The organism is Mesorhizobium kowhaii (assembly GCF_042431665.1).
GTDB classification, from domain to species: domain Bacteria; phylum Pseudomonadota; class Alphaproteobacteria; order Rhizobiales; family Rhizobiaceae; genus Mesorhizobium; species Mesorhizobium kowhaii.
This window is the reverse complement of the sequence record NZ_JBHLYT010000017.1, coordinates 114,378-137,669: the sequence shown is the minus strand read 5'-3', so window position 1 is coordinate 137,669 and position 23,292 is coordinate 114,378. Positions and strand designations below refer to the sequence as shown.

19 protein-coding genes and 1 pseudogene are annotated in these 23,292 nt (G+C 62.9%); 11 read left to right on the top strand and 9 right to left on the bottom strand.

From position 1 onward, the window contains the following. Genes ACFFNA_RS14160 through ACFFNA_RS14150 form a run of 3 tightly spaced genes read left to right on the top strand, consistent with a single transcriptional unit; the run spans position 1 to position 2,608 of the window. Positions 1 to 888, top strand: a complete 888-nt coding sequence (locus tag ACFFNA_RS14160) for an ABC transporter permease (RefSeq protein WP_378919181.1) — start codon at positions 1 to 3, stop codon at positions 886 to 888. Then, positions 881 to 1,672, top strand: a complete 792-nt coding sequence (locus tag ACFFNA_RS14155) for an ABC transporter permease (protein WP_258589853.1) — start codon at positions 881 to 883, stop codon at positions 1,670 to 1,672. Before ACFFNA_RS14160 ends, ACFFNA_RS14155 begins: the two co-directional genes overlap by 8 nt. Before the next feature lie 15 nt (positions 1,673 to 1,687). Then, on the top strand, positions 1,688 to 2,608 hold the full coding sequence (locus tag ACFFNA_RS14150; RefSeq protein ID WP_378919097.1) for a phosphorylase family protein: 921 nt from the start codon (positions 1,688 to 1,690) through the stop codon (positions 2,606 to 2,608). 178 nt (positions 2,609 to 2,786) lie between these two features. On the opposite strand, the gene ACFFNA_RS14145 is transcribed toward ACFFNA_RS14150, so the two are convergent. From ACFFNA_RS14145 to ACFFNA_RS14125, 5 genes are read right to left on the bottom strand one after another with little or no spacing between them, the layout of a single operon-like run. Further along, a complete protein-coding gene (locus tag ACFFNA_RS14145; RefSeq protein ID WP_258589855.1) occupies positions 2,787 to 3,812 on the bottom strand; it encodes a 2,5-dihydroxypyridine 5,6-dioxygenase NicX family protein in 1,026 nt (341 codons plus the stop codon). A 55-nt stretch (positions 3,813 to 3,867) separates the two neighbouring features. Further along, complete coding sequence (locus tag ACFFNA_RS14140) at positions 3,868 to 4,557, bottom strand: N-carbamoylsarcosine amidohydrolase (RefSeq protein ID WP_378919095.1); 690 nt, start codon at positions 4,555 to 4,557, stop codon at positions 3,868 to 3,870. 11 nt (positions 4,558 to 4,568) lie between these two features. Next, positions 4,569 to 5,324: a maleate cis-trans isomerase family protein gene (locus ACFFNA_RS14135; RefSeq protein ID WP_378919093.1), complete on the bottom strand. Its 756-nt coding sequence runs from the start codon at positions 5,322 to 5,324 to the stop codon at positions 4,569 to 4,571. Continuing rightward, positions 5,321 to 6,145 (bottom strand): alpha/beta fold hydrolase, encoded by an 825-nt coding sequence (locus ACFFNA_RS14130; RefSeq protein WP_258589857.1) that lies wholly within the window; start codon positions 6,143 to 6,145, stop codon positions 5,321 to 5,323. The genes ACFFNA_RS14135 and ACFFNA_RS14130 overlap by 4 nt, the downstream gene beginning before the upstream one ends. Next, on the bottom strand, positions 6,142 to 7,293 hold the full coding sequence (locus ACFFNA_RS14125; RefSeq protein WP_258589858.1) for an FAD-dependent monooxygenase: 1,152 nt from the start codon (positions 7,291 to 7,293) through the stop codon (positions 6,142 to 6,144). Before ACFFNA_RS14125 ends, ACFFNA_RS14130 begins: the two co-directional genes overlap by 4 nt. 425 nt (positions 7,294 to 7,718) lie before the next feature. Between ACFFNA_RS14125 and ACFFNA_RS14120 the strand changes: the two genes are divergently transcribed. Genes ACFFNA_RS14120 through ACFFNA_RS14110 form a run of 3 tightly spaced genes read left to right on the top strand, consistent with a single transcriptional unit; the run spans position 7,719 to position 12,299 of the window. Then, positions 7,719 to 8,198, top strand: coding sequence for a MarR family winged helix-turn-helix transcriptional regulator (locus ACFFNA_RS14120; RefSeq protein WP_378919090.1), 480 nt, complete (start codon positions 7,719 to 7,721; stop codon positions 8,196 to 8,198). A gap of 43 nt (positions 8,199 to 8,241) precedes the next feature. Further along, positions 8,242 to 8,742, top strand: coding sequence for a (2Fe-2S)-binding protein (locus tag ACFFNA_RS14115; RefSeq protein ID WP_378919088.1), 501 nt, complete (start codon positions 8,242 to 8,244; stop codon positions 8,740 to 8,742). Continuing rightward, entirely contained in the window at positions 8,742 to 12,299 is a 3,558-nt protein-coding gene (locus ACFFNA_RS14110; protein WP_378919086.1) for a molybdopterin cofactor-binding domain-containing protein, read from the top strand. The genes ACFFNA_RS14115 and ACFFNA_RS14110 overlap by 1 nt, the downstream gene beginning before the upstream one ends. Positions 12,300 to 12,482: 183 nt before the next feature. Here the strand turns inward: ACFFNA_RS14110 and guaD are convergent, their stop codons facing one another. From guaD to ACFFNA_RS14090, 4 genes are read right to left on the bottom strand one after another with little or no spacing between them, the layout of a single operon-like run. Then, positions 12,483 to 13,850, bottom strand: coding sequence for a guanine deaminase (gene guaD, locus ACFFNA_RS14105; RefSeq protein ID WP_378919084.1), 1,368 nt, complete (start codon positions 13,848 to 13,850; stop codon positions 12,483 to 12,485). 41 nt (positions 13,851 to 13,891) lie between these two features. Continuing rightward, entirely contained in the window at positions 13,892 to 14,539 is a 648-nt protein-coding gene (locus ACFFNA_RS14100; protein WP_258589862.1) for a glutathione S-transferase family protein, read from the bottom strand. A gap of 9 nt (positions 14,540 to 14,548) precedes the next feature. Further along, on the bottom strand, positions 14,549 to 16,306 hold the full coding sequence (locus tag ACFFNA_RS14095; protein WP_378919082.1) for a Rieske 2Fe-2S domain-containing protein: 1,758 nt from the start codon (positions 16,304 to 16,306) through the stop codon (positions 14,549 to 14,551). A gap of 22 nt (positions 16,307 to 16,328) precedes the next feature. Next, a complete protein-coding gene (locus ACFFNA_RS14090) occupies positions 16,329 to 17,264 on the bottom strand; it encodes an aromatic ring-hydroxylating dioxygenase subunit alpha (protein WP_378919080.1) in 936 nt (311 codons plus the stop codon). Positions 17,265 to 17,481: 217 nt separating this feature from the next. Between ACFFNA_RS14090 and ACFFNA_RS14085 the strand changes: the two genes are divergently transcribed. From ACFFNA_RS14085 to ACFFNA_RS14065, 5 genes and pseudogenes are all read left to right on the top strand, one after another. Further along, positions 17,482 to 18,267 carry a GntR family transcriptional regulator gene (locus tag ACFFNA_RS14085; RefSeq protein WP_258589863.1) on the top strand — a complete coding sequence of 262 codons (786 nt, stop codon included), beginning with the start codon at positions 17,482 to 17,484 and terminating at the stop codon, positions 18,265 to 18,267. 45 nt (positions 18,268 to 18,312) lie between these two features. After that, positions 18,313 to 19,407 (top strand): BMP family ABC transporter substrate-binding protein, encoded by a 1,095-nt coding sequence (locus tag ACFFNA_RS14080; protein ID WP_258589864.1) that lies wholly within the window; start codon positions 18,313 to 18,315, stop codon positions 19,405 to 19,407. 105 nt (positions 19,408 to 19,512) lie between these two features. Then, complete coding sequence (locus tag ACFFNA_RS14075; protein WP_378919077.1) at positions 19,513 to 21,054, top strand: ABC transporter ATP-binding protein; 1,542 nt, start codon at positions 19,513 to 19,515, stop codon at positions 21,052 to 21,054. Then, a pseudogene (locus tag ACFFNA_RS14070) lies at positions 21,038 to 22,101 on the top strand (ABC transporter permease). The gene ACFFNA_RS14075 and the pseudogene ACFFNA_RS14070 overlap by 17 nt, the downstream one beginning before the upstream one ends. After that, positions 22,101 to 23,021, top strand: a complete 921-nt coding sequence (locus ACFFNA_RS14065) for an ABC transporter permease (protein ID WP_258589867.1) — start codon at positions 22,101 to 22,103, stop codon at positions 23,019 to 23,021. The pseudogene ACFFNA_RS14070 and the gene ACFFNA_RS14065 overlap by 1 nt, the downstream one beginning before the upstream one ends. Positions 23,022 to 23,292: the final 271 nt, after the last annotated feature.

Below are 23,292 nucleotides of genomic sequence, written 5' to 3'. Positions count from 1 at the left end.
GTGACCGTTACCATGGATCCCGGGCTCGCGGCGGACGCGCGGCGTGAGCGCCGGTTCTTCCTCTCGCTTTCGCTGCCGGCGCTGTTCATCGTTGGGCTGGCGGCGATACTGCCCATCGTCTGGATCATCCGCCAATCCTTCCTGACCACGGGGGGCGAGTATACCGTCGGCAATTACGAGAAGGTGCTTTCGAGTGGACTGACATGGTCGGCACTCCTCACAACCCTTGAGCTTTCGTTTGGCACACTGGCGATCTGCATTCTTCTTGGTATCCCCCTGGCGCTTGCTCTGGCCAGCGCCAGACCAAGGGTGGCCAACGTGCTGATGGCCTTCGTCATGCTGCCATTGTGGACCTCTATCCTGGTGCGTACGTATGGCTGGCTGGTGCTCCTGCGCCGCGATGGCTTGATCAACGCGGCGTTGACGGGTTCAGGCCTCACGGCGGAGCCATTGCCGCTTGTCTACAATTTCACCGGAACGCTCATCGGCATGGCTCACTATATGCTGCCGCTGTTCTTGCTGCCTGTTTATGCCGCCATGCGCGATATCGACGCAAATCTCGTTCGTGCTTCGGCGAGCATGGGGGCCACCCTCGGACAGGTGATCCGCACTGTGGTTCTGCCCCTTTCGGCCGGCGGCATCTTCTCGGGTTCGCTCATCGTCTTCATCTACACCATAGGTTTTTTCATCACGCCGGCGGTGCTTGGCGGCGGCAAGGTAAATCCTCTTTCCACCCGGATCGAGCGCACGCTGTCGACCTTTCAGGATTGGGGCTCGGCGAGCGTTCTGGGCATTCTGCTTCTCGTTCTTATGTGCCTGATCGGCGTGATGTTCCTGACGGCAAGGCGACTGTTGATGCGCAACAAGGTCGGCACACCCCATGCTTGAAGCTTATCCGGACAACAGGTTGGCCCGCATCCTCCTGTGGAGCTTTTCCGCGCTCGTCTTGGCGTTCTTGATGCTGCCGACGCTGGTGGTCGTGCCACTCTCGTTTTCGGCCTCCAATCTTCTCGAGTTTCCGCCGCGCGCATACTCGTTTCGCTGGTACGAGAATTTCTTTGGTTCGGCGACGTGGATGGCCGCGCTCAGGGTGAGCCTGATCCTCGGGACACTGACAGCGCTGATCGCGGTACCCCTGGGGCTGTTGGCCTGCATCTCGATGAACAGGCTCGGCGGAAAGGCCGCCGTAGCCATTCAGGGCGTTCTGCTCACCCCGTCCATTGTGCCGGGCATACTGCTGGCGATCGGTCTGTTCTTTGTTCTGGCGGCGCAACGTCTGGTTGGAACGCTGTTCGGCGTGCTGGTCGGGCATGTGGTGCTGGCCATTCCGGTGGCGTGCATTGTGTTGTTGCCCGCTCTCGCCCGCTTTGACTGGAACCAGGTCCAGGCGGCGCGTAGCCTCGGTGCAAACTGGGCGCGAGCCATTGGCGGCATAATCGTTCCGCAACTTTGGATCAGTTTGTTGACGGCCACATTGATGGCCTTCCTGACTTCGCTCGACGAGTCTGTCATTTCGATCTTCATCGCAAGTGGCCAAAACAGCACCCTGCCGAAGCTCATGTTCCTGTCGCTGCGCGATCAGATCGATCCGACCATTGCGGCGATCTCGACAGTGTGGACCGCCATCGTCGTGGCCGCTGTCCTGATCGTGACCCTTCGCCAAAAACCCTGATCGAGACTGGAAAACATGCCTATCAATCATCATCTAGCCGACGATCTGGCGGATCACTCAACAGGCATACCCCAGGTGGGATTGGCGATCATTACCGGGTCCGCAAATTGGGGGCTCGCCTTTCCGGAGGATGTCGAAGTCGATGGCGTGCGCACCTTGCGGCGAGACATGAGCTTTGAGACGCCTTTCGGCCGCAGCGACAACTGGAAGCTGCTTGAGTTCGATGCATCAATCACCGCCGAAGGCAAACCGAAACGCGCCTTGTGCATGTATTCGCACGGCAATCCGCGCGACCATATCGACCATTCCTGCCATCGCCGGGCGTTCTGGGTCTTGATGAACGCGGGTGTAAGGCAAGTCCTCTCCTGCTCGACCATTGGCGCCGTCAACAAGGCGATCAAGCCCGGCGACATGGTGGTGAACGCCGATATCATCGAACTGACGCAGACCCCGTTTTCACTGCTTCCCGGCCGCCAGAGCTTCGACTGCTCGGGCAAGCAGATCGTATGTCCAAGATGTGCGGCGGTTCTGGTCGAAACGGCCCGCCGTCACTGGCCAGCCGAATTCCGCGTGCATGGCATCGAACAGCAGTTGGTGGCTGCCCACTGTTACGGGCCGCGACTGACCACTCCGGCCGAAGCCTTGGCGTTTCGAAGCATGGGAGCGGATGTGCTCAATCATTCGATCGCCCCTGAGGCGACCCTGTCGCGCGAGATCGGCGCGTGTTTTGTGCCTCTTGCGTTCGTGACGGCAGGTTTCAACGACTATATGGACCGCAATCGCCAGCAATTGCTGCAGGAGGACGTATTGCCGAGCCTCTCCATGACCGCCTCGAGGGTGGCGCTGGAGACCGCGGCACGATTTCCAGCTAACCCTGAATGCTCTTGCCAGGGCTTGAAGTCGCCTCAGCCGGCAGAGCGTTCTACTCGGTTCTGAAGCAGCGATGGAGTCTGGATTTGTCACTCACCACGAAGCTCGCGTCGAACTGAGAGTTCGCATTTGAACGCCCTTGCTCGAAGCGTCCGGTCCGCTTCCGTCAGACCACGAGTCATGCTCCATATCGCACATAGATCAGCCTCAGGCCTTGAGGCTGATCGGGTGCCGGCAGTCACCTCTATTGGCGGTGCTGCATTTCCTTGATGACGATGTCTCCATCTACGACGATCGGCTCGTCATCCAGGAAAAGACTGCAGCCACGCATCGGAATGTCGAGGTGGCAGGCGGTGTCGTTGGGACCGCCGAGTTCGTTGTTCGGGCCCGTCGAGAACATCACGTTGCCATAGAAGGAGCGCAGCTCCATACCCATGCCGCCCGGAAACTGCGTCAGGCCGTGCCACTGCGCGCGGTGGTCTAGCCCCCAGCCGACATGGCTCATGCCCATGCCGCGCGGGTCCTTGAACTCGCCCATGTAGGATTTGATCAGTTCCGCCTCGAGGCCGCCGCGGATGTCCTGAACGAAGCCCTTTTCGATCGTGTAGATGACAGGCTCGCGGACATAGGTGTTGAATGGCAAAAGCACGTCACCAGGGGCGAGCACGATCTTGCCGTCGACGCCGTCGTCGGCGCCGCCGGTGAAGACGAAGGCCGCTGGCCAGTGGTCCCAGCGCCCGGGCTGGTCGGTGTAGCCGTATTCGCCAACCGTCGGATAGACGCCGAGCTTGTAGACCACGTCGGTGCCATGGCGGGAGGTGATGCGCATGGTCTTCGCCTTCGACAGAAGCGCCTCGCCGACCTCCACGCGCTCGCGCAATTCCTTGGTCGGCAGCAGCCGGGCGAGCAGCGGCGCAGGTTCGACCGCCGTCAAAACGCGCGCGCCCGCCGCCTGGATCGCCATCTGCTCCGGGCTGAACAAAAGGAAGATGAGGTCGACGACCATGTCGGCCTGCTTCAGCGCTTCGACCGCCTCAGGATTGGCCGCCAGGCCGGTCTCGCCGACCGCCCAGGCGCCATTGCCCGGCAGCGGCGCGGGCAGGCGCATATGGTACATGCGTGCACCTAGGCGCTGGCCGGCCGCGAGAAAGGCGTCAGCATAGTCAAGGCGCTCGCTGCCTTGCGACAGCACGATGACCTTTTCCCCTTCATGCACGCCGCTGAGCGTGAGCTGGTGCAGGCAGATTTCAGTCAGAACGTTGCGGTCCATCCAGCGATCTCCTTTGCAATGCGGGCGGCGTCGCGGCCCAGGTTATGAGGTTCGGTCATGCATTCTGCTCGGTCGCCCTTCGCCGGCCGGCGCGCCCGATTTCTTCCAGCGCCTCCTCCAGGCCGACGACGTCGCCATATTTGGCATCGATGTCGAATAGGTTGGCTTCATGCGGCCCGGCGTGCCGGTCGCCAACGCAATCCCTGACCACGATGGTTCGGAAGCCGTGCTGGACCGCGTCCACGGCGCTTGCCCGGATGCAGCCGCTGGTCGAGCAGCCGGCGAGTATGACCGTGTCGATGCCATCGGCGTGCAGCATCGACGCCAGGCTGGTGCCGAAGAAGGCGCTGGCATACTGCTTGGTGATGACCAGTTCGCCAGGCAACGGTTCGATGCCGTCGCAGAATTCGGCCAGCGGACTACCGGGGACCAACGCGGCCATCACCGGCGCCTTCTTCACCCAGATCCCGCCATCGGCGCAGTTCGGCGCCCGGTAGAGGATGTTGGTATGGATCACCGGCACGCCGGCCTGGCGCGCCGCTGCCAGCAGCTCGGGCGTGCGCGCGACGGCCTCCACCACGCCCTGCGCGAACAGTGGTGCGCCGGGTGTCGTATAGGCCTTCATGAAGTCGATCACCAGCAGCGCCGGCCTGCGCCCGAAGCCGATGCGGTGGCCCCAGACGCCGCTGTAGTTGTCGGCCGCCGCCTGCGTTTCGGCCTCTATGGGAATTGCCGGTTGCGTCATGGCGGCCTCCCTCAGTACGCGCCGGAAAGCAGCGCGCCAGCGCCGGGGACAATTGGCTCAAGTCCGAGCGACTTCAGCAGGCCGTAGGTGGTTGCGACCGCCGCCGTCAGCACGGGTTTTCCGGTAAGAGCTTCGACCTTAGCGATGACCGGCAGCGACGGCATCTGCACGCAGGCTGACAGTACGACCACGTCGACGCCTTCGAGGTTCATGCCGGCAACGATGCCGGGCAGGTTTTCCGGATCGTGGCGCGCCACGTCGAGGTTGTCGGGGATCTCAAGCGCGCGCCAGTCGACGACTTCGAAACCCTCCTCGCGGATGTAGTTGACCACGAGTTCAGTCAGCGGCCGCATATAGGGCGCCACGACGGCAATGCGCTTGGCCTGCAGCACCTTGAGCCCATCGATCAGGGCGCCGGCGCTGGTGACGACGGGAATGTCAGTTCCATTCTCCTGTGTTCGGGCGCGCAGCCGCGCCTCCGACTCGCGATGGTAGCCGAGCCCCATCGCCATGATGGCGACCAGACAGGCGTAGCCGAGCACATCGACGCGGGCATCCGAAAGTTCGGCGGCGCAGCGGTCCGACTCACCGTCCATGGCAGCCAACTCGTCTTTGCTCACCGTCTTCATGCGCATGCGGCTCGAATGGAAGGTGAAACGCTCGGGCCGTATGCCTTGGCGCGCCAAAAGCATCGCTGGAATCTCGGTTTCCATGGTCGTATTGGAACTCGGCACGATTTGGCCGATCCGGAACGGTTTCGTGGTCATGCTGCTTTCCTCGCTGCCAGAGCGGTTCCGAGCAGCCGGTCAGCCGCGGCCAGAAACCCTTCGAGATTGTCCCAGGGGATCATGTGTCCGGCATCGGGCACGCGCTCTATGCTGATGCCTGGGTTGAGGGAATGGATTTCCGCCTCGTCGGCAGGTTCGATGACGCCGCCGCGCGTCGCCACCATCAGGCCGGCGGGGACCGGAAGGCCGGGCAGATCGCGATGGATGTCGTCGGTATGAAAGCCTTCGAAGGCCGTCACGATGGCGGGCTCAAAGCAGGTGTGCAGCCATTCTGCCCGCAGCGCGAGTTGCTCACGGCTCCAGGTCGGGCAGAAGGTGCGCATCGCATCGGCGTCCATGCCCCTTTCCGCCTGTCGTATCGAATCCACATACCAGGCAAGCTTCGAAGGGTAGGGGCGCCGGCCCGGACCCGAGACGGGCGGGTCGACCAGCAGCAGCCGTGCCATACCGGCCGGGTTGCGCGTCGCCGCGCGGACCGCGATGCGCGCGCCCATCGAATGGCCGAGCACCGTCACGCCGGAAAGACCAAGCGCTGCGATGAAGCCCGAGAGGTCGTCGGCCATGCTGTCGAGGCGGTAGTCGAGGTCCGGGCCGGATTGCGACAAGCCGCGGCCGCGCACATCGAGGACGTAAACATCGAATTCACGAGCAACCCTTTCGGCGACAAAGCCCCAGGTCACTGCCGGGCTGGTGATGCCCGGCACCAGCACCAACGGCGCTCCCGCGCCGAGATAATGCAGGTAGTGCTGGCGGATGCCGTTGGCTGCGACATTTGCGCCTGTGACCGTTGCCGCGCTCACTGCGCCGCCTCGCTGCTCTGCAGCGGCGTCTCATAGACGTCGTAGCCGAACACCCAGGCCGGGTCTTCCTGGCTGCGCAGCCAGGTGTTGGCGTTGGAAACCGCCTGCACGCGCGAGGCGCGATCCCTGCGGTTTGCCTCGTAGAGGGCGAAGGCCGATGCGTAGTTGCCGGTCCCGGTCTCGCCGAGACATCGCGCCAGCATGGCCGCGTCCTCGATCGCCATGGCCGCACCCTGCGCCATATGCGGCTTCATCGGATGGCAGGCATCGCCGAGCAACACCATCCGCCCCTCGCTCCAGACCGGCAGTGGTTTGCGGTTTAGCAGCGGCCATTTGGTAACCTCGTCGCTCGCGTCGATCAGCGAGTCCACCACCGGATGGCAGCCGGCGAAAGCTTGCCGCATTTCTTCGCGACTGGACGGCACGAACGCTCCATCGAAGTCCCAGGCCGGATGGGGAACGCCGGTGACGTAGTAGTATTCGCTGCGGTCCGCGGTGGTGTGGTAGACCATCATGTGGCGGTCCTCGAACCACCATTTCACGCAATCTTCGAAGTCGAGGCCGTAGCGGCTCAGCTTATCGGACGAAATCACCGCCCGGTGGGCGACCCAGCCGCTGTAGTTCGGCTTCTCCTCGCCGAGCAGAGCTTCACGGACCTTCGAATTGATGCCGTCGGCGCCGATAACGATGTCGGCCGTGACTCGAGTGCCGTCGGCGAAGCTGAGCTCGACGCCGGCGCCATTGTCCGTCACCGCGTCCAGCCGCTTGCCGAAGTGCAGGTTTTCCGGCCGCAGCAGCGAGACTTGAAGCGCGGCCAGATCACCGCGATGGACGGTGACATAAGGAGCGCCATATTCCTTCTCGGCGAACGCGCCGAGCCGGATCCGGGAAAGATAGTCGCCAGAGCGCCCGTCACGGCTGAACCAGAAATCGGGCTTGGAGCCCATGGCGACGACAGCGTCTTCCATCCCGAGTTGGCGGAACACCTTCATGACGTTCGGGCCCATGTGGATGCCCGCACCGATGCGCGCAAAGGCCGGCGCCTGTTCGAAAACGTCGACACGAAGGCCGGCCTGCTGAAGAAGTGCCGCCGCCGCAGCCCCTCCAAGCCCGGCACCTATGACCGCGATCTGCGTCTTTATTGGCATGGACCTGATGACCTCCCAATGGGTTTCGACAGCCAGTTGGTCTTTTTATAGAGTACACACTCTAAATGTCAATGGCCATAACCATGCCGGCAAATCACCAGTTAGCGTACACGAGTTGGCCATATTTCGCACAAATTGGCTAATTTCGGGGCGAGGCAAGCTAAGCTTTGACATGGCATGGAAAACAGATATTATAGAGTATACACTCTTTTTGGTGAACCCCTTCATGTGTTCGAATGCGCGTTGCGCCACACCGCCAAGGGCGAGAAAGGGCCGGTCTCAGACCGCCTTCTGGGGATATCAATCGCAGCCGCTGGTCTGGCGTCAGAAATGCAGGCCCGAAAGCCAGGGACGCTATCTTGCCTTGCGCGATGCCAACGTTTTATGCATGCCTCGGGCGTCAATGTTCCGCGTTGGGACGCAAGATGTCGGGGCGCCAGTCGGACGAAGAGGATCGCATGGAAGGCGCGGATCGCTATGTCTTCTCGGACCAGGTCGGCTACCTGCTCCGGCGCGCCTATCAGCGCCATCTCGCCATCTTCCAGGCGAATGCCGGCGACCCGCAACTAACGGCAGTTCAATTCTCAACGCTCTGCGCGTTGAAGGAGAGCGGACCCCAGTCGCAGAGCGAACTCGTGAAGGCAACAAGTGTCGACCAGGGCACGATCCGCGGAATCGTCGACAGGTTGAAGGATCGCGGCCTGATCGCGTTTTCGAAGGATCCCGCAGATGCGCGCAAGGTGATTGTCTCCATCACCGCGGCCGGCCTGCAATTGCTGGAGCGCACGGTGCCGCATGCGCTGGAGATCACCGAGCTGACAATGAAGCACCTCAACCCGGCCGAGCGCATGGCACTTCTCCACACGCTGCGCCTCCTCGGAGAGGACGCCGACACGAACGAGTGAAGCATACCGATCTTCCGGCATCCCGAGTTTTGCGGAGGCTGGAGTGGATGCTTTGATCGCGCTCCGAGTGAATGGGCGGGATGTTGAACTCTCCCTCCCATCAACAACGACCCTTCTTCAGGTGCTACGCAATGACCTCAGCCTGAACGGTCCGAAATATGGCTGCGGCCTGGCCGAATGCGGTGCCTGCGCCGTTCTCGTCGGCGACACCACCGTCCGGTCGTGCGCGGTTCCGATCGGCGCGGTCGCCGATCGGTCGATCACCACCCTGGAGGGGCTGGGTACCGCGGATCACCCCAATCTCGTGCAGGCCGCGTTCATTGCCAACAATGCCGCCCAATGTGGCTACTGCCTGAACGGCATGATCATTGCCACTGTCGCCTTGCTCAGGCGCGATCCGCGGCCAGACGAGACCGCGATCCGGGCTGCGTTGCGGCATCATTTGTGCCGCTGCGGCACCCATCTGGAAATCCTCGCCGCCGTGCGCGCGGCAGCCAGCGCCACCGCGCAAGTGACCGCTGACGTTACTTCGGAGCAAGTTTGATGAGCAGCCCGCGCGACCGGCCTGCCACCGCCTATCTACGCGACAGCGAGGCGCTCCTGGTTCTGCGACCGAGCCCCGTCGCCGGCCAAGATGGCGAACTCTTCCTCGCGCTCGGCGCGGACGGCTCCGTGACCGCCTTCAACGGCCACGTCGATCTCGGCACCGGCATACGCACGGCCTTGGCCCAAATCGTCGCCGAGGAATTGGACGTTCCGTTCGAAAGCGTACGCATGGTTCTCGGCTCGACGTCTGCGGCCCCGGATCAGGGCGCGACCATCGCCAGCGAAACCATCCAGGTCACCGCCATGCCGCTGCGCGCCGCAGCCGCGACCGCCCGCGCACATCTCCTCAAGCTGGCCGCCGCGCGGCTCGGCATGTCGGCGCCGGAGCTGATCGTCGAGGACGGCGTGATCCGACCGGCGGATACGGAAGAGAATCTTTTCGTCTCCTTTGGCGATCTCATCGCCGGCGCCAACACGCGACTTGCCATCGACCCGCACGCGCCCCTGAAGCCAGCCGCGCAGTACCGTATCGTGGGCCGGCCGCAGGCACGCGCCGACATTCCGGCCAAGGCTACCGGGGTTTTCATCTACGTCCATGACGTGCGCCTACCAGGTATGCTGCATGGCCGCGTCGTCCGGCCGCCCTACGCTGGCTTCGATTCAGGGGGGCATGTAGGCGCGAGCCTGATCGCCGTCGACGAGGCATCGGTGGCCGACGTGCCGGGGTTGGTGACGGTCGTGATAATCGGCGATTTCGTCGGCGTCGTGGCGATGCGCGAAGAGCACGCCATCGAGGCGATGCAGCGGCTCAAGGTGCAATGGCGCGCCGCACCCGTCGTCCCCGACCTCAATGCTCCCGAGGCGGCGCTTCGCAACAATCGCTCGACGACCCGCAAGCTTGCCGACGACGGCGATGTCGAACGCGCGCTCGGCGCGACGGCGACGCCTATGGAACGGACCTATGTATGGCCCTACCAGATGCACGGCTCGATCGGACCTTCCTGCGCGGTTGCCGACTGGCGCGACGACGGCCTGACCGTCTGGTCCGGCACGCAGAACCCATTTCCGATGCGCGCCGACCTGGCAAAACTTCTCGACATGCCGGAAGAGCGGATCGTTGTCGAACGGCTGGAAGCTGCCGGATGCTACGGACGCAACTGCGCCGACGACGTAACTGCTGACGCTGCCCTGTTGTCCCGGGCCGTCGGCCAGCCAGTACGCGTCCAGCTTACCCGGGAGCAGGAACACGCGTGGGAGCCAAAGGGTGCCGCGCAGGTCATCGACGTCCGCGGTGGCTTGGACGAGGAGGGTGGTCCGGCGGCCTATGACTTTGAAACGCGTTACCCGTCCAATCTGGCGCCGACCCTGCCTCTGATCCTGACCGGAAAGGTTTCGCCGGTCGCGGAGGTCGCCCTGATGGGCGATCGCACAGCGGTGCCTCCCTACGCGTTCGGAAACCTGCGGGTTACCGTCCATGATATGCCGACGCTGGCTCGCGCCTCGTGGTTTCGCGGCGTTTCGGCACTGCCAAACAGCTTTGCGCACGAATCCTTTATCGACGAGTTGGCTACAGCGGCCAAGGTCGATCCGGTCGAATATCGGCTGCGTTATCTCACCGATCCGCGGGCGATCGACATGGTACGAGCCGTAGCCGAGCGTGCCGGATGGAAGCCGCATACCCAACCGGGCACGCATGGCCGCGAGGGCGATATTCTGTATGGACGCGGCTTTGCCTACGCCGTTTATGTCCATGGTCCTTTCCCGGGCAAGGCGGCCTCGTGGGCGGCGTGGGTCGCCGACGTGGCGGTGAACAAGGTGACGGGCGAAATCGCGGTGACCAAAGTCATCTGCGGCCAGGATACCGGCGCGGTAATCAACCCCGACGGCGTTCGCCACCAGATTCATGGCAACGTCATCCAGTCGACCAGCCGGGTTCTCAAGGAAGAGGTCAATTTCTCATCCACCGCTGTCGCCAGCCTTGAGTGGGGCGCCTATCCGATCATCGGCTTTCCCGAGGTGCCGGACATCGACGTGCTGATGATTCCACGCCCCGACGAGCCGCCGCTGGGCGCCGGCGAGTCCGCCTCGGTGCCGAGTGCGGCGGCCATTGCCAACGCGGTGTTCGACGCCACCGGCGTGCGCTTTCGCGAACTGCCGTTGACGCCGGAACGGGTGCGCGCTGCTTTGAATCCGCTGCCGACTCCGCTGGTATCGAACGAGAATAGGCGATCCAGGCGGTCGCGCCTGAGATTCTCATGGCCGCTCGCCGGCGCCTTTTCTGGCGCCGTGGCCCTCGGTGCGGGGATTTTTCCGTTCAATGCCGCGATCGCCCCGGTGGCGCGTCCGCAGCCCGACGTCTTTTCATCCGCCACGATCGATCGCGGCCGGCAGGCGGCGGCGGTCGGCGCCTGCAATGTCTGCCATGTCGGCGCCGACGGCACGCCATTTGCTGGGGGCAGGGCGCTCGAAACCCCCTTCGGTACTGTCTATGCCACCAACATCACGCCGGATGAAGCGGCCGGCATCGGCGCCTGGTCCTATCCGGCATTCGCTAGAGCGATGCGCCAGGGTGTTGCGCGCGATGGACATCATCTCTATCCGGCGCATCCCTACACATCCTTTGCCAAGGCGAGCGAGGCGGATCTCCAGGCGCTCTATGCCTATCTCATGGCTCAGCCAGCCGTGACGGCCAAAGCACCGGAAACGCAGCTGCGGTTTCCCTTCGGCATGCGGCCACTGATGGCCGGGTGGAACGCGCTTTTCCTATCGTCATCGCCGGCACCGTCTGATCCGATCCGAAGTGCGGCCTGGAACCGGGGGGCGGAACTGGTGGAAGGCCTTGGCCATTGCAGCGCCTGTCATTCGCCGCGCAATGCCATCGGCGGAGAGGTCAAGGGGTCGATACATCTTGCCGGCGGGTTCGCCGACGGCTGGCACGCACATGCGCTGACGGCAAAATCCTTCGCTCCGATCGCGTGGAGCGAACTGGCATTTTATGACTATCTGCGTACCGGCCATTCCGCCCAGCATGGCGCGGCGGCGGGACCAATGGCCCACGTGGTAGACTCGCTGGCACCGCTTCCCGACGCGGACATCAGGGCGATGGCGGTCTATCTCGCCGGTTTCAACGTCGGTGGCGAAACGTCTCCCGCCGGCTCGTCGGCAGGGAGTTCAATCGCCGCTGCAGATCTAGCCGCGCCCGCTGCGGCAGCCGCATTTCCTCGCGGTGCGCGCATGTTCGCCGGTGCTTGTGAGACCTGTCATTTGGAAGCGTCGTCCATCGCGTCGCTGGCCCTCAACACCAATCTTCATGCCGAAGCGCCGGACAATCTGCTCCACGCCATCCTGGAGGGGGTGGCCGCGCCGGCAATGTCGCCCCTGCGACGCGATGTCGGCGACTTTGGGGTGATGGCGATGCCGGCCTTCGACAAGGCGCTGGACGATCGCGACCTGGTCGACCTCGTCCGCTATCTCCGGGCGCGTTTCGCCCCCGGGAAGCCAGCCTGGGACGCCATCCAGGATTCGCTTGCCGTCGTCCGTGCAAACCACCATTGATCCAAGGCTGGAACCCGCAAATACTCCTCAACACCAACGCCTGGCCGCGAGGTCGTTGGGTGGTGAGCAGCGGGAACGTGACCGACGACATGTGGGCCGAATGCATCAAGAACCAGACGCCGCCAGAGCGCGACGACGACGTCAACGTGAGGTGATTCACGCTAAGTCCGCCGAACGGGGGACCTATGCGGTTGTGCCGGATCGGATTTTTCCACCCACCCACACTGCGGCGATATTGGCGCGCCCGGCGTTCAGCACGATCTTGTCAAACACATCGACCGCACTCTCGAAGGGCCAAAGCGATATGTTCGACGCGGGCGCATCTACGTCGACGACCAGCGCGTCGAATTCGAAGCCGGGCGCGAAGACGCCAACAGGCAGGCCGAGCGTCTCGCCGCCGCCGGAGGTGGCGAGCCAGAAGGCTTCCGCGGTGGTGATACGGGAACCGGGCACGCCGCGCGCCTCACGTGCCGCCGCCGGATCGACACCGCTGTTCAGGGCACGCGCGGCGATCATGGCAAGCCGCGCGCTATCGAAGAGCGAAGGCGAATAGCCGCCCGAAATGTCAGTGCCCAGGCCGACATGAACGCCCTTGTCGAGGGCGGCGCGCAACGGAAAGACCGCATCGGCGAAGTAGAAATTCGAAAGCGGGCAGTGCGCGACGCCGGACCCGGCGGCCTTGATCCTGTCGACATCTTCGGGAGAGACGAAGTTGGAATGGGCAAGGATGGTCTTGTCGGTGAGCAGCCCGAACCGCGCCAGGACTTCCGTATCGGTCTGACCGAAACGGTTTTGGACATGCTCGGTGGCCCAGTCGCTTTCACAGCAATGCGTCTGCACATGGCAGCCTGTCTCATGCGCGACGCGGCCGAGCCCTTCAAGCAGCGCATCCGTGCAGCTTGGCACGAAACGCGGCGTTATCGCTGGATGGACGAGGGTGCGCCCTTCGGATTGCATCTCCGCCAGCAGCCGCATGAAGCGCTTGGTGTCCTCGACCGCCGCCGATGCGCCGCCATCGCGGTAGAAATCCGGGCACTGCGCCGGATCGTCCATGGCGACCTTGCCGACCAGCGCGCGCTGGCCGCGTTTCAGGCAGATTTCGGCGAGCGCGAGGTTCGCCTCGACATGGATGGTGCCGAAATAGACGGCGGTCGTAGTGCCGTTGGCGAGCAGGTTCTCTACCAATGAGCCATAGATCTGCCGAGCAAACGCGGTGTCGGCGTACTTCGCTTCGAGCGGGAAGGTGTATTTCTGGAGCCACTCCTCTAGCGGCGCGTCGAGCGCCTTGCCAAGCTGCGCCCATTGCGGCGCGTGAATATGCAGATCGACCATGCCCGGCAGCAGATACTGATTTTCAGCAAGCGCGATCAGCGTACCATCGTTGTCGGCCGAACGGAGGATCGTCGCGTGATCGGCGCGGTCGCTGCGCACGACATCGAGAATCCGCCCATCATCGCCGACCCTGATCAGGCAGTTTTCCAAGATTTCCAACCGGCCGCGCTGCGGCGTATGGAAGGCGTTGCAGGCGACTGTGAAGCCTTCGTTTGCCATACCGTATCCCAATTGCTGGTGTTGCCGTCGATGCCGTCCGCTCAGGCAGTGCGGGCCGGTCCCGCCGGAAATATGCCTGACATGACGATGAAGCCCGGCACGCGCTTGACGCGGTCTCCCCAGCGGCGGATCGCCGGATAATCCTGCCGTGAGATACCGCCTTCTTCCGAAAGCAGGATGTAGGGAAAGCAGGCGATGTCGGCGACGGTCGGATGATCGGCGGCGCAGATCCAGTCGCGGCCTTCCTGCTCACCGAACCAGAGACGCTCGTCGAAAATCCGGAACAGGCGATGCGCGCCGGCGCGCGACGCCTCGACGTCGAGATCATAGAACAACCCGTCATGCAGGCGCGCCGCCGAGGCGGTGGCGGTGATGTCGTCGGCAAAGGCCAGCCATTGGCCGATCTCGCCCAGCAGCGCCGGATTATCGCGCGGATACCAATTTCCCGACGCATCATACTTGGCGGCGAGATAGACGAGAATGGCCTGCGCGTCACGCAAGATCAGCCCGTCATCGTCGATCACCGGAAGCTGGCCAAGCGGGTTGAGCTTCAGGAAGGCCGCCGATTTGTGCTCGCGGCCGGGATAGAAATCGACCGGAACGATTTTGTATTCGACGCCAAGCATGCTCATCAGCAGGCGCAATTTGTAGCAGTTTCCCGACAGTTCGAAGTCGTAGAGCGTGATCATGCCGAGGCCTTACAGGTCGAGCACGAGGCGCGCCGAACGGGCTCGCGACACGCAGGTCATGATCTTTGTCCCGCTCCGTTTCTCCGCGTCGTTGAGATAGACGTCCTGGTGATCCGGTTCGCCTTCAAGAACCGTGGCGATGCAGGTTCCGCAGGCGCCTTGTTCGCAGGACGACGGCATGTCGATGCCGTTGCCGCGCATCACCTCCAAGATGGTGCTGCCGGCCGGCACGCGCAGGGTGACCGCGGAACGCGCCAGCGCGATCTCGAAGCTCGAACTGTCGTCGATAGTCCTGGTATTCTTGAAATATTCGAAATGCACGGCCGTATCCGGCCAGCCTCTTTCCGAGGCGATGCTGCGCGCCGCCTCCAGCATCGGAGCGGGGCCACAGATATAGACATGCACGTCTGGCTGGTAGGTGGCGAGCAGGTCAGCGAGCTTGGCCGCGGTTGCTTCCGGGGTCAGGCCGAGATGCGGGACAAGCGCATTGCCGAGCGTTGCCAACCGTTCGGGAAAGGCCAGTTGCGCCTGGTTCTGTGCAAAATAGTGCAGTTCGTGCGCCAGCCCCATGGGACCGAGTGCTTGCGCCATGGCGATCAGTGGAGTGATGCCGATACCGCCGGCAATGAACAGCGTTTTTACGGCGTCGCGCCGCAACGGAAAGTTGTTGCGCGGCTCCGAGATCGCCAGCAGATCGCCTTCGCGCACCGTGTCATGCAGGCACGATGAACCGCCCTTCGAGTCTCGCTCCCGCTTCACGCCGATCGTGTAGGTGCCTGACTCGCCCGGCGCATTGGTGATCGAATATTGCCGGATCTGGCCATTCGGCAGGTGCACATCGATATGGGCGCCGGGCTGGAAGGTCGGCAGATGCCCCCGGAGGGGCCGTAGTTCGAAGCCGGCAATGTCGTTGGCGGTCATCCATTTGCGCGCCACCTGAACGGTGATCGACGCCCGACGTCCCGAGGCTGAAAGCGACGGCATTTCCACCAGTTCCGGCGCCACGCTTTCATAGACCGGCACGATCGGCGGGGCGGCCGGGACCATCGCCGCCTCCCGCTCGACGCGGTCGCGCAACGCCGAGAGACGTTCGTTGTGATGACGCAGAATGGCGATCCGCAGCATCCCTTCGGCATTGCGGTCGAGCACACCGCGGATCACGGAGCGGCTGGAATCGACTGGTTGCACGAAGAACACCGCGAGCGTCGCTTCGGACCCTGAACGGGCGCGCAGGGCGATCGAGAAACCCTCCGCTGCCTCGATTGAAACCACGGCTTCGTCCCCGTCGATGGCATCGTTCGGTTGGAACCGGTAGCTGGCGAGATGCGCGAGCGCCAGTTCGACCGGCGCGTTGAGCGGCATGCCGCGCAGGACGAGAAGGTTTTCTGCTTCCAGGGCGGCGATCCGCGGCGCCGGCGTTTCGGGTTCGAGCGAAGACCAGACCAGCCCATAACGTTCCGCGGCCGGAAAGGTGCGGTTGGTGATGGTGCGGGCCGGCGCGTCGGCGGGATGCGCCGGAATATAGGTGCAGCCGGCGGTACGGTTCGAGTAGCGCCAGCCGTGATACTGGCATTTCAGCTCGCGGCCATCGCTGACGCCGATCGACAGCCGCACGCCGCGATGCAGACAGCGGTTTTCCCAGATGTTGATATAGCCATCATCGGCTCGCCATATTGCGAACTCGCGCCCGAGCAACTGGCCGTGGAAGACGTGGCGGAACGGCAGGTCATGCGACGCAGCGATCGGATGCCATGGATGACTGGACACAATACCGTCTCCGGGTTCGAAGTCAGGCGGCAACCGGAATGACGCCGTAGGTGATGCCCTTCTGGCTGAGCCAGCGGCGATAGGCGATGGCCGACTTGTCGGCTCGGATCGGCGTTTCCGCGCGCGGATCGAGTGGTAGGCGCTTGGGGAACTGGTTTTCCAAGATAGGCTTGTCCTGGGCGAAGATCATCAACTGGAAGCGCCGGATGAAGGTGTCGTCGTTCTGGTCGTCGAGAACGCTGAGCATCATGTGCGCCCGGATATGCTCCTGGTCCATCGGCTGCAGGAAGATGGCGATGACGTCCATGCGCTTCTCGTCGAGCGGGCTCGATTTGTAGAGCACCGAGCAGAACGGGTGCGGCACGCGGTAGATGTATTCCACATCGGCGCCGCCCTGTGCGACGGTCGAGGCCATGGGCTGGAAGAAACGGCAGCGTGTGGCGAGGATCTCGTCGCCATCGACCGAAATATCGACGTCGTATTCCTTCACCTCGGTGTGTGGCTCGATGCCGAGAATGCCGGTATGGACGTAAGGGAAATGGCCCATGTCGAGGAAATTCTCGATCGCGCGGGGTGCCGATACGTTCACCCCGATCGAGGCGGCGGCGATGTTGCGCCGGTCAGGCTCGGCATATTGCGGTATCGGAAAGATGTCGGTGGCCGGGGTGCCGAGCGAGGTCCAGAGGTAGCCGTATGCGGTCTTGACGGGCAAGCCACCGGTCATGCTGGAAGCATCAACGGTGTCGCCGGCTCGAAGGTCCGGCCGCGCCTCCCAGGCAGCCGCTTGCCCGGACGCGTCGACGGCAAAGCCGATCGGCTGTTCGAGAAGCATGGTGGCGCCGACGACACAGGGCTTCGTGTCGCCAATAGCGACGATCGGATACCAGAGGTTCAGCGTCACCGGATCGATGGACGTCATCTCTCGCATGATGTCGGCGCTTTCATCTCGACCGTCCATATCGTCGCCATTCTCGATACCCGAACGACCGACGCGCTACGTTTGCAGAAACCATTTTGGATATCAATATCTTCTTTTTGTATCTTCAAATTTTTCAGATCGGTTGACAATTCAAGCGGTTTGGTTCCAGTTTCACCTATCGTATCCGACGCCCCTACTGGAACTCCGGAACCGAAGCCAAAAACGTAGAACGGCCACTTGCCACGGGCAATCGTCAATGAGCAATCGATCACGCGCGATCGCCGATATCGTGACCAAGGCAATCCTTGAGCATCGGCTGGTTCCCGGCGCCAAGCTTGGCGAGCGCGAGCTTTCCGAGATTTTCAAGGTCAGCCGCATCGTTGTGCGCCAGGCGCTTATCCGGCTCGCCGACGACGGGCTTGTCTCGATCGTTCGCAACCGTGGCGCCTTCGTCGCCAAGCCCAGCATGCAGGAGGCCTACGAGCTCTATGATGCGCTGACGCTGATCGAACAGGGTGTTGCCTCGCAATTGGCCGAGCGGATGGGTCCGCGCGACTGGGCGGCCTTGCATCGGCAGATAGAGCAGACGCGACAGGCCATGGATTGCGGCAACCATGCGCTCGCCGATGCGCTCGGCCCGGATTTCCATACCCAGCTCATCCGCGCCAGCCGCAACAAGGTCGTGCAGGACATCCACGCGCAGATCGTGCGCCGCACGATGCTGCTGCGCTCGCTCTATTTCAACCATTTCGATTATTGCAGCCTGCTCGACGATCACTCGAAGCTTCTCGACCTGCTCGAAAAGAAGCGCGTCAAACAGGCAATGGATCTGATCGACGCGCATTACCGGTCGATCGTTCGCGGCTTTGTCATGGACGATTCGGTGTTTCCCGAAGCCAGCCCCGTCGAGGCACTGGCACCATACCTGGCCAGCGCAAAAGTCGGCGCGGTACCGAACGGGCCGGCGTCACGCAATGTGGAGGAAGATGGTGCGGCGGCCCTGACGGCGCATCGCCATCTCGAAGAAGAGACCCGGCAGTGAACCCGGGCGCAAATGGAACCAAATCACAATCAGAGGGTAACGAACATGACCAAGACCACCAGACGACAATTCCTCAGATATGGCGGGGCCATCGGAGCAGCCCTTGGTACCACCGGTTTCCCGTCGATCCTGCGGGCAGCCGAACCGCTCAAGATCGGCCAGGTGAACGCGTCGCCTGCCGCTGAAATCGGCTGGGCCAAGCAGCATGCGCTGGGCATCGACGCCATCAAGGCGGAGTTCGGTGATAAGGTTGCCGTCACCGTCATCGACAACATCTTCATGCCGCAGGACGCGGAGCGGGTATTCCGCGAGCTTGCGTCGGCCGGCAATAGACTGATCTTCGGCACCAGTTTTTCGCTGGGCACGCCGATGCAGAAAGTGGCACCGCGCTTCCCCAAGGTCGCCTTCGAACATTGCTCCGGCATCGTCCATTTGCCCAATCTCGGCACGTTCGAGGCAAAATATTATGAGGGCGCCTATGTGGCCGGCGCAGCAGCAGGCTACATGTCGAAGGCGGGCAAGATCGGCTTCGTCGGCGGCTTCCCGATCCCCGACATCGTCGGCCCGGCCAACGCCATCCTTCTCGGTGCGCAGAGCGTTAACCCGAAGGCCACCTGCAGCGTCGTCTTCCTCAATTCCTGGTATGATCCGGGCAAGGAAAAGGAAGCCGCTCTTGCCCTGCTGTCGCAAGGCTGCGACGTGGTCTGCGGCATGACCGACACTGGCACATGCGTGCAGGTGGCGGGCGAAAAGGGAGCGTGGTCGATCGGCTATGCCAGCGACCTTGCCAAATTCGCGCCGGAATTCCATCTCACCGCTTTCATGATGGACTGGTCGAGCGACTATGTGCGCGCGGCCAAAGGCGTCGCCGACGGCACATGGAAATCGGAAGAACGCTGGGATGGGCTCAAGGCCGGCGTGGTGAAGCTGGCGCCTTTCAACAAGAAGATCCCGGCCGAGGCGCAGGCCAAGCTGGTGCAGCTCGAGGCCGACATCGGCTCAGGCAAGGTCCACCCCTATGCCGGTGAGATCAAGGACCAGGACGGCAAGGTACACGTGCCGGCCGGATCGGTGCTTTCCGACAAGGACATCCGCGCCACTGATTGGCTGGTCGCCGGCATGAGCGGCAAGCTCGCCTGATCGCCCGGCCTCTGCCTAAAAACCGTTGCGCGCTGGACAGGCTCCGGCGCGCACCGGTAGCGTTGTGGCGCCTGCCCGACTCTCCCTGAAACCACAGGTCCAGCGATGATCCCGCGCCTCGAACTGCGCAACATCTCCAAACACTATCCCGGCGTCGTCGCCAACGACGACGTTTCGTTGTCGATCCTGCCGGGTGAAATCCATGCCGTGCTGGGCGAGAACGGCGCCGGAAAATCGACGCTGATGAAGATCATCTACGGTGCCGTACAGGCCGACAGCGGCGAGATTCTTTGCGATGGCAGCCCGATCCATTCGCACAATCCCGCCGTTTCGCGAGCGCTTGGCATCGAGATGGTCTACCAGCATTTCGCGCTGTTCGAATCCGTCTCCGTCGTCGAAAACATCGCGCTTTCCGTCAGCACGCCGTTCGACCTTCCCGGCCTTTCGCGCAAGGTCCTGGATCTCTCGCAACGCTACGGTATGCCGGTCGATCCGGCGCGGCTGGTGCACAATCTGTCGGTGGGCGAAAGGCAGCGCGTCGAAATCCTGCGCTGCCTCTTGCAGAACCCCAAGCTGCTGATCCTCGACGAACCGACCTCGGTGCTGACGCCGCAAGCCGTGCTGCGGCTGTTCGAAACGCTCCGGCAACTGGCGGTCGAAGGCTGCAGCATTCTCTACATCAGTCACAAGCTGGACGAGGTCCAGACGCTTTGCGATACCGCGACCGTACTGCGCAATGGCCGGGTAACCGGCACGGCAACGCCCAAGCAGACGACAGCAACAGACCTGGCGCGGATGATGGTCGGCTCGAAACTGCCCGAGATGCATGTCAGCCCTTCCATCCCGGCCGAGAAACCCATGCTTGAGATTCGCGGGCTGTCCGCGCCGGCGACAGACATTTACGGCGTCGACCTCGCCGACATTTCCTTCAACGTGTTCGGCGGCGAGATCGTCGGCATCGCCGGCGTGTCGGGCAACGGGCAGGCCGAACTTGTCTCCCTGCTCAGCGGCGAGCGGCTGCATCACCAAAGCGACGCGATCCGCATTGGCGGCATTGCCTCCGGTCATCTCGACGCAGACCGTCGCCGTCGAGCAGGCTTCGCCTTCGTCCCGGAAGAGCGGCTTGGCCGCGGCGCAGTGCCGGCGCATTCGCTGATCGAGAACGGTTTGCTCACCGGCCACCGCCTCGGCCCCGTGCGCGGCGGCCTCATCGACCGCAAGCGTGCCGCGAACTTCTCGCGCGCCATTGTCGAAATATTCAAGGTGAAGACCAACGGCGTTGGCGCCAAGGCGCAGAGCCTGTCGGGCGGCAATCTGCAGAAGTTCATCGTCGGCCGCGAAATCGCGCTGCAGCCGAAGCTGCTGCTTGTCTCACAACCGACCTGGGGCGTCGATGTCGGCGCGGCCGCCTTCATCCGCCAGACGCTGGTTGATCTCAGCCGTGCTGGTGCTGCCGTGCTGATCGTCTCGGAGGAACTCGACGAGCTTTTCGAGATCTGCGACCGGCTGCTGGTGATTTGCAACGGCCGGCTGACGAAGTCGCTCATCCGCACGCAGACGGACCGCGAGGAGGTGGGTCTGCTGATGACAGGACTGGACGGCAGTGTTGCTGCAAACGGCGGGGACAGCCTTGCGTTTCAGGATTGAACAGCGGCCCGAGCCCTCGGCTCTCATGCGCGTCATGGCTCCCATCGCTGCGACGACGTTGACCCTTGTCGTCGGCGCCGTTCTGTTCGCAGCACTTGGTCACAACCCCGTCGCCATGCTCGACGCGTTCTTCGTCGCGCCGCTCAATTCGCTGAACGGCCTCTCGGAATTGTTGCTGAAGGCGTCGCCGCTGATCCTCATCGCCTGTGGCCTTGCGGTCGGCTTTCGCGCCAATGTCTGGAACATCGGCGCCGAGGGTCAACTCGTCATGGGAGCGATTGCGGCGACGGGTGTCGGGCTGTTTTATCCAAATCCGGAAAGCGTGCTGCTTTTGCCGCTGATGTTTTTGGCGGGCATGGCCGCCGGCATGGCCTGGGCCGCGATACCGGCATTTCTGCGGGCACGCATGAACACCAGCGAAATCCTTGTCACGCTGATGCTGACCTATGTTGCGACCCTGTTTTTGTCGTGGTTGGTCCATGGTCCGTGGCGAAACCCGGCTTCAACTATCCGCAGACCGCGCTGCTGCCGCCGGCTGCGCTGTTTGCATCGTTCGACGATGCCTACCGCGTCAACCATTCGATTTTCATCACGGCGCTCGTCGTCATAGTCATGTGGATTTTCACCGACCGCAGTTTCCTCGGCTACAAGATGACGGTGGGGGGTGCCGCACCGCTGGCCGCCCGCTATGCCGGCTTTCGCGAGTCGGCTGCCATATGGATTGGACTCTTGGCAGGCGGTGCCGCCGCCGGTGTCGCCGGCATGGCTGAGGCAGCGGGACCGCTTGGCCAGCTTTCGCCGAACGTCTCGCCGGGTTACGGCTTCGCCGCAATCATCGTCGCCTTTGTCGGGCGGTTGAACGCTTTCGGCATCGTGCTTGCAGGCCTGCTGATGTCGCTGCTCTTCCTCGGTGGCGAAACAGTCCAGGTCTCGCTCGGCCTTCCCTCGGCGCTGACTCGCGTGTTCCAAGGCGTCCTGCTGTTCTTCCTGCTCGCAGCCGACTTCTTCATCTTCTACCGCATTCGCCGGGTAGGGGGGCGGAACTGATGGATCTGTTCATCGCCATCTTCACCGGCACGATCGTCGCCGCCACGCCTCTGGTGCTGGCCGCGCTCGGCGAACTGGTGGTGGAAAAATCCGGCGTGCTCAATCTCGGCATCGAAGGCATGATGCTTACTGGTGCGGCCCTTGCCTTCGGCGTCGCCCTTGCGGGCTTGCCGTTGCCGCTGGCCATCATGGCCGGCATTGCCGGCGGCGCTGCATCGTCGATGCTGTTCGGCGTGCTGGCGCTGACCTTCCTGACCAACCAGTACGCAGCTGGCCTGGCTCTGGCGATCTTCGGTTCCGGCCTGTCGGCGATGATCGGTAACGGCTTTGGCAACACGCCGATCGCGGCTCTCGGCGCGCTTCATATTCCGGTCCTTTCGGATATTCCGGTCATTGGGCCGCTCATCTTCCGCTTCGACATACTGGTCTATTTCAGCCTGTTGATGGTTGTCCTCACCGGCTGGTTTCTCTACCGGACCAAGGCAGGCCTGGTGCTGCGCACGATCGGGGAATCGCCGCAATCCGCACATGCGATCGGTTATCCGGTTATCCGGATCCGCTATCTTGCGGTGTTGTTCGGCGGCGCCATGGCGGGATTGGCAGGAGCCTATCTGTCGGTGGCCTATACGCCGCTGTGGGTGGAGAACATGACCGCCGGCCGAGGTTGGATCGCGCTCGCGCTGGTGGTCTTTTCCACCTGGCGCCCCTATCGTGTCCTGTTCGGAGCCTGGCTGTTCGGCGGTATGACGATCCTGCAACTCCAGGGGCAGGTGCTCGGCATTCCCCTGCCGTCGGAGCTGCTCTCCGCGCTGCCCTATCTGGCGACGATCGTGGTGTTGGTGATCATCTCGCGCAATCGCCAGATGCTCGCCTTGAATTTCCCAGCATCCCTGGCAAAGCCATTCAGGCCCGCTGGCTAGCTAGAAACCATCCGCTCCCTTGAAGCGTGGCTTCAGGAATGAGTGCTGTTGACACACTGGACAGTAGGCGGTCTTCGGAAGCGTGCGCACTACGTTTGTAGTCAGAAGTGCAATAAAGCTTAATGGCTTTCAGTTGTGGCGGAACAATCGTAAATTAGGTTACGTTTGGATGGGTGTTTCAGGCCAAATTGCTCAGTCGTTCCAGCGGGGCATTGGACGGACTGAGACATAAAAAGATAATTAAATGAATATGTTACATCATAAACTTGCC

Excerpts from the sequence above, each read along its gene's own strand:
- ACFFNA_RS14150 (WP_378919097.1), top strand. The coding sequence starts at position 1,688 with ATGCCTATCAATCATCATCTAGCCGACGATCTGGCGGATCACTCAACA.
- ACFFNA_RS14125 (WP_258589858.1), bottom strand. The coding sequence starts at position 7,293 with ATGCCAATAAAGACGCAGATCGCGGTCATAGGTGCCGGGCTTGGAGGG.
- ACFFNA_RS14075 (WP_378919077.1), top strand. The coding sequence starts at position 19,513 with ATGATCCCGCGCCTCGAACTGCGCAACATCTCCAAACACTATCCCGGC.
- ACFFNA_RS14145 (WP_258589855.1), bottom strand. The coding sequence starts at position 3,812 with ATGGACCGCAACGTTCTGACTGAAATCTGCCTGCACCAGCTCACGCTC.
- ACFFNA_RS14085 (WP_258589863.1), top strand. The coding sequence starts at position 17,482 with ATGAGCAATCGATCACGCGCGATCGCCGATATCGTGACCAAGGCAATC.
- ACFFNA_RS14065 (WP_258589867.1), top strand. The coding sequence starts at position 22,101 with ATGGATCTGTTCATCGCCATCTTCACCGGCACGATCGTCGCCGCCACG.
- ACFFNA_RS14135 (WP_378919093.1), bottom strand. The coding sequence starts at position 5,324 with ATGACCACGAAACCGTTCCGGATCGGCCAAATCGTGCCGAGTTCCAAT.
- ACFFNA_RS14100 (WP_258589862.1), bottom strand. The coding sequence starts at position 14,539 with ATGATCACGCTCTACGACTTCGAACTGTCGGGAAACTGCTACAAATTG.
- ACFFNA_RS14140 (WP_378919095.1), bottom strand. The coding sequence starts at position 4,557 with ATGACGCAACCGGCAATTCCCATAGAGGCCGAAACGCAGGCGGCGGCC.
- ACFFNA_RS14080 (WP_258589864.1), top strand. The coding sequence starts at position 18,313 with ATGACCAAGACCACCAGACGACAATTCCTCAGATATGGCGGGGCCATC.
- ACFFNA_RS14090 (WP_378919080.1), bottom strand. The coding sequence starts at position 17,264 with ATGGACGGTCGAGATGAAAGCGCCGACATCATGCGAGAGATGACGTCC.
- ACFFNA_RS14155 (WP_258589853.1), top strand. The coding sequence starts at position 881 with ATGCTTGAAGCTTATCCGGACAACAGGTTGGCCCGCATCCTCCTGTGG.
- guaD (WP_378919084.1), bottom strand. The coding sequence starts at position 13,850 with ATGGCAAACGAAGGCTTCACAGTCGCCTGCAACGCCTTCCATACGCCG.
- ACFFNA_RS14120 (WP_378919090.1), top strand. The coding sequence starts at position 7,719 with ATGTCGGGGCGCCAGTCGGACGAAGAGGATCGCATGGAAGGCGCGGAT.
- ACFFNA_RS14110 (WP_378919086.1), top strand. The coding sequence starts at position 8,742 with ATGAGCAGCCCGCGCGACCGGCCTGCCACCGCCTATCTACGCGACAGC.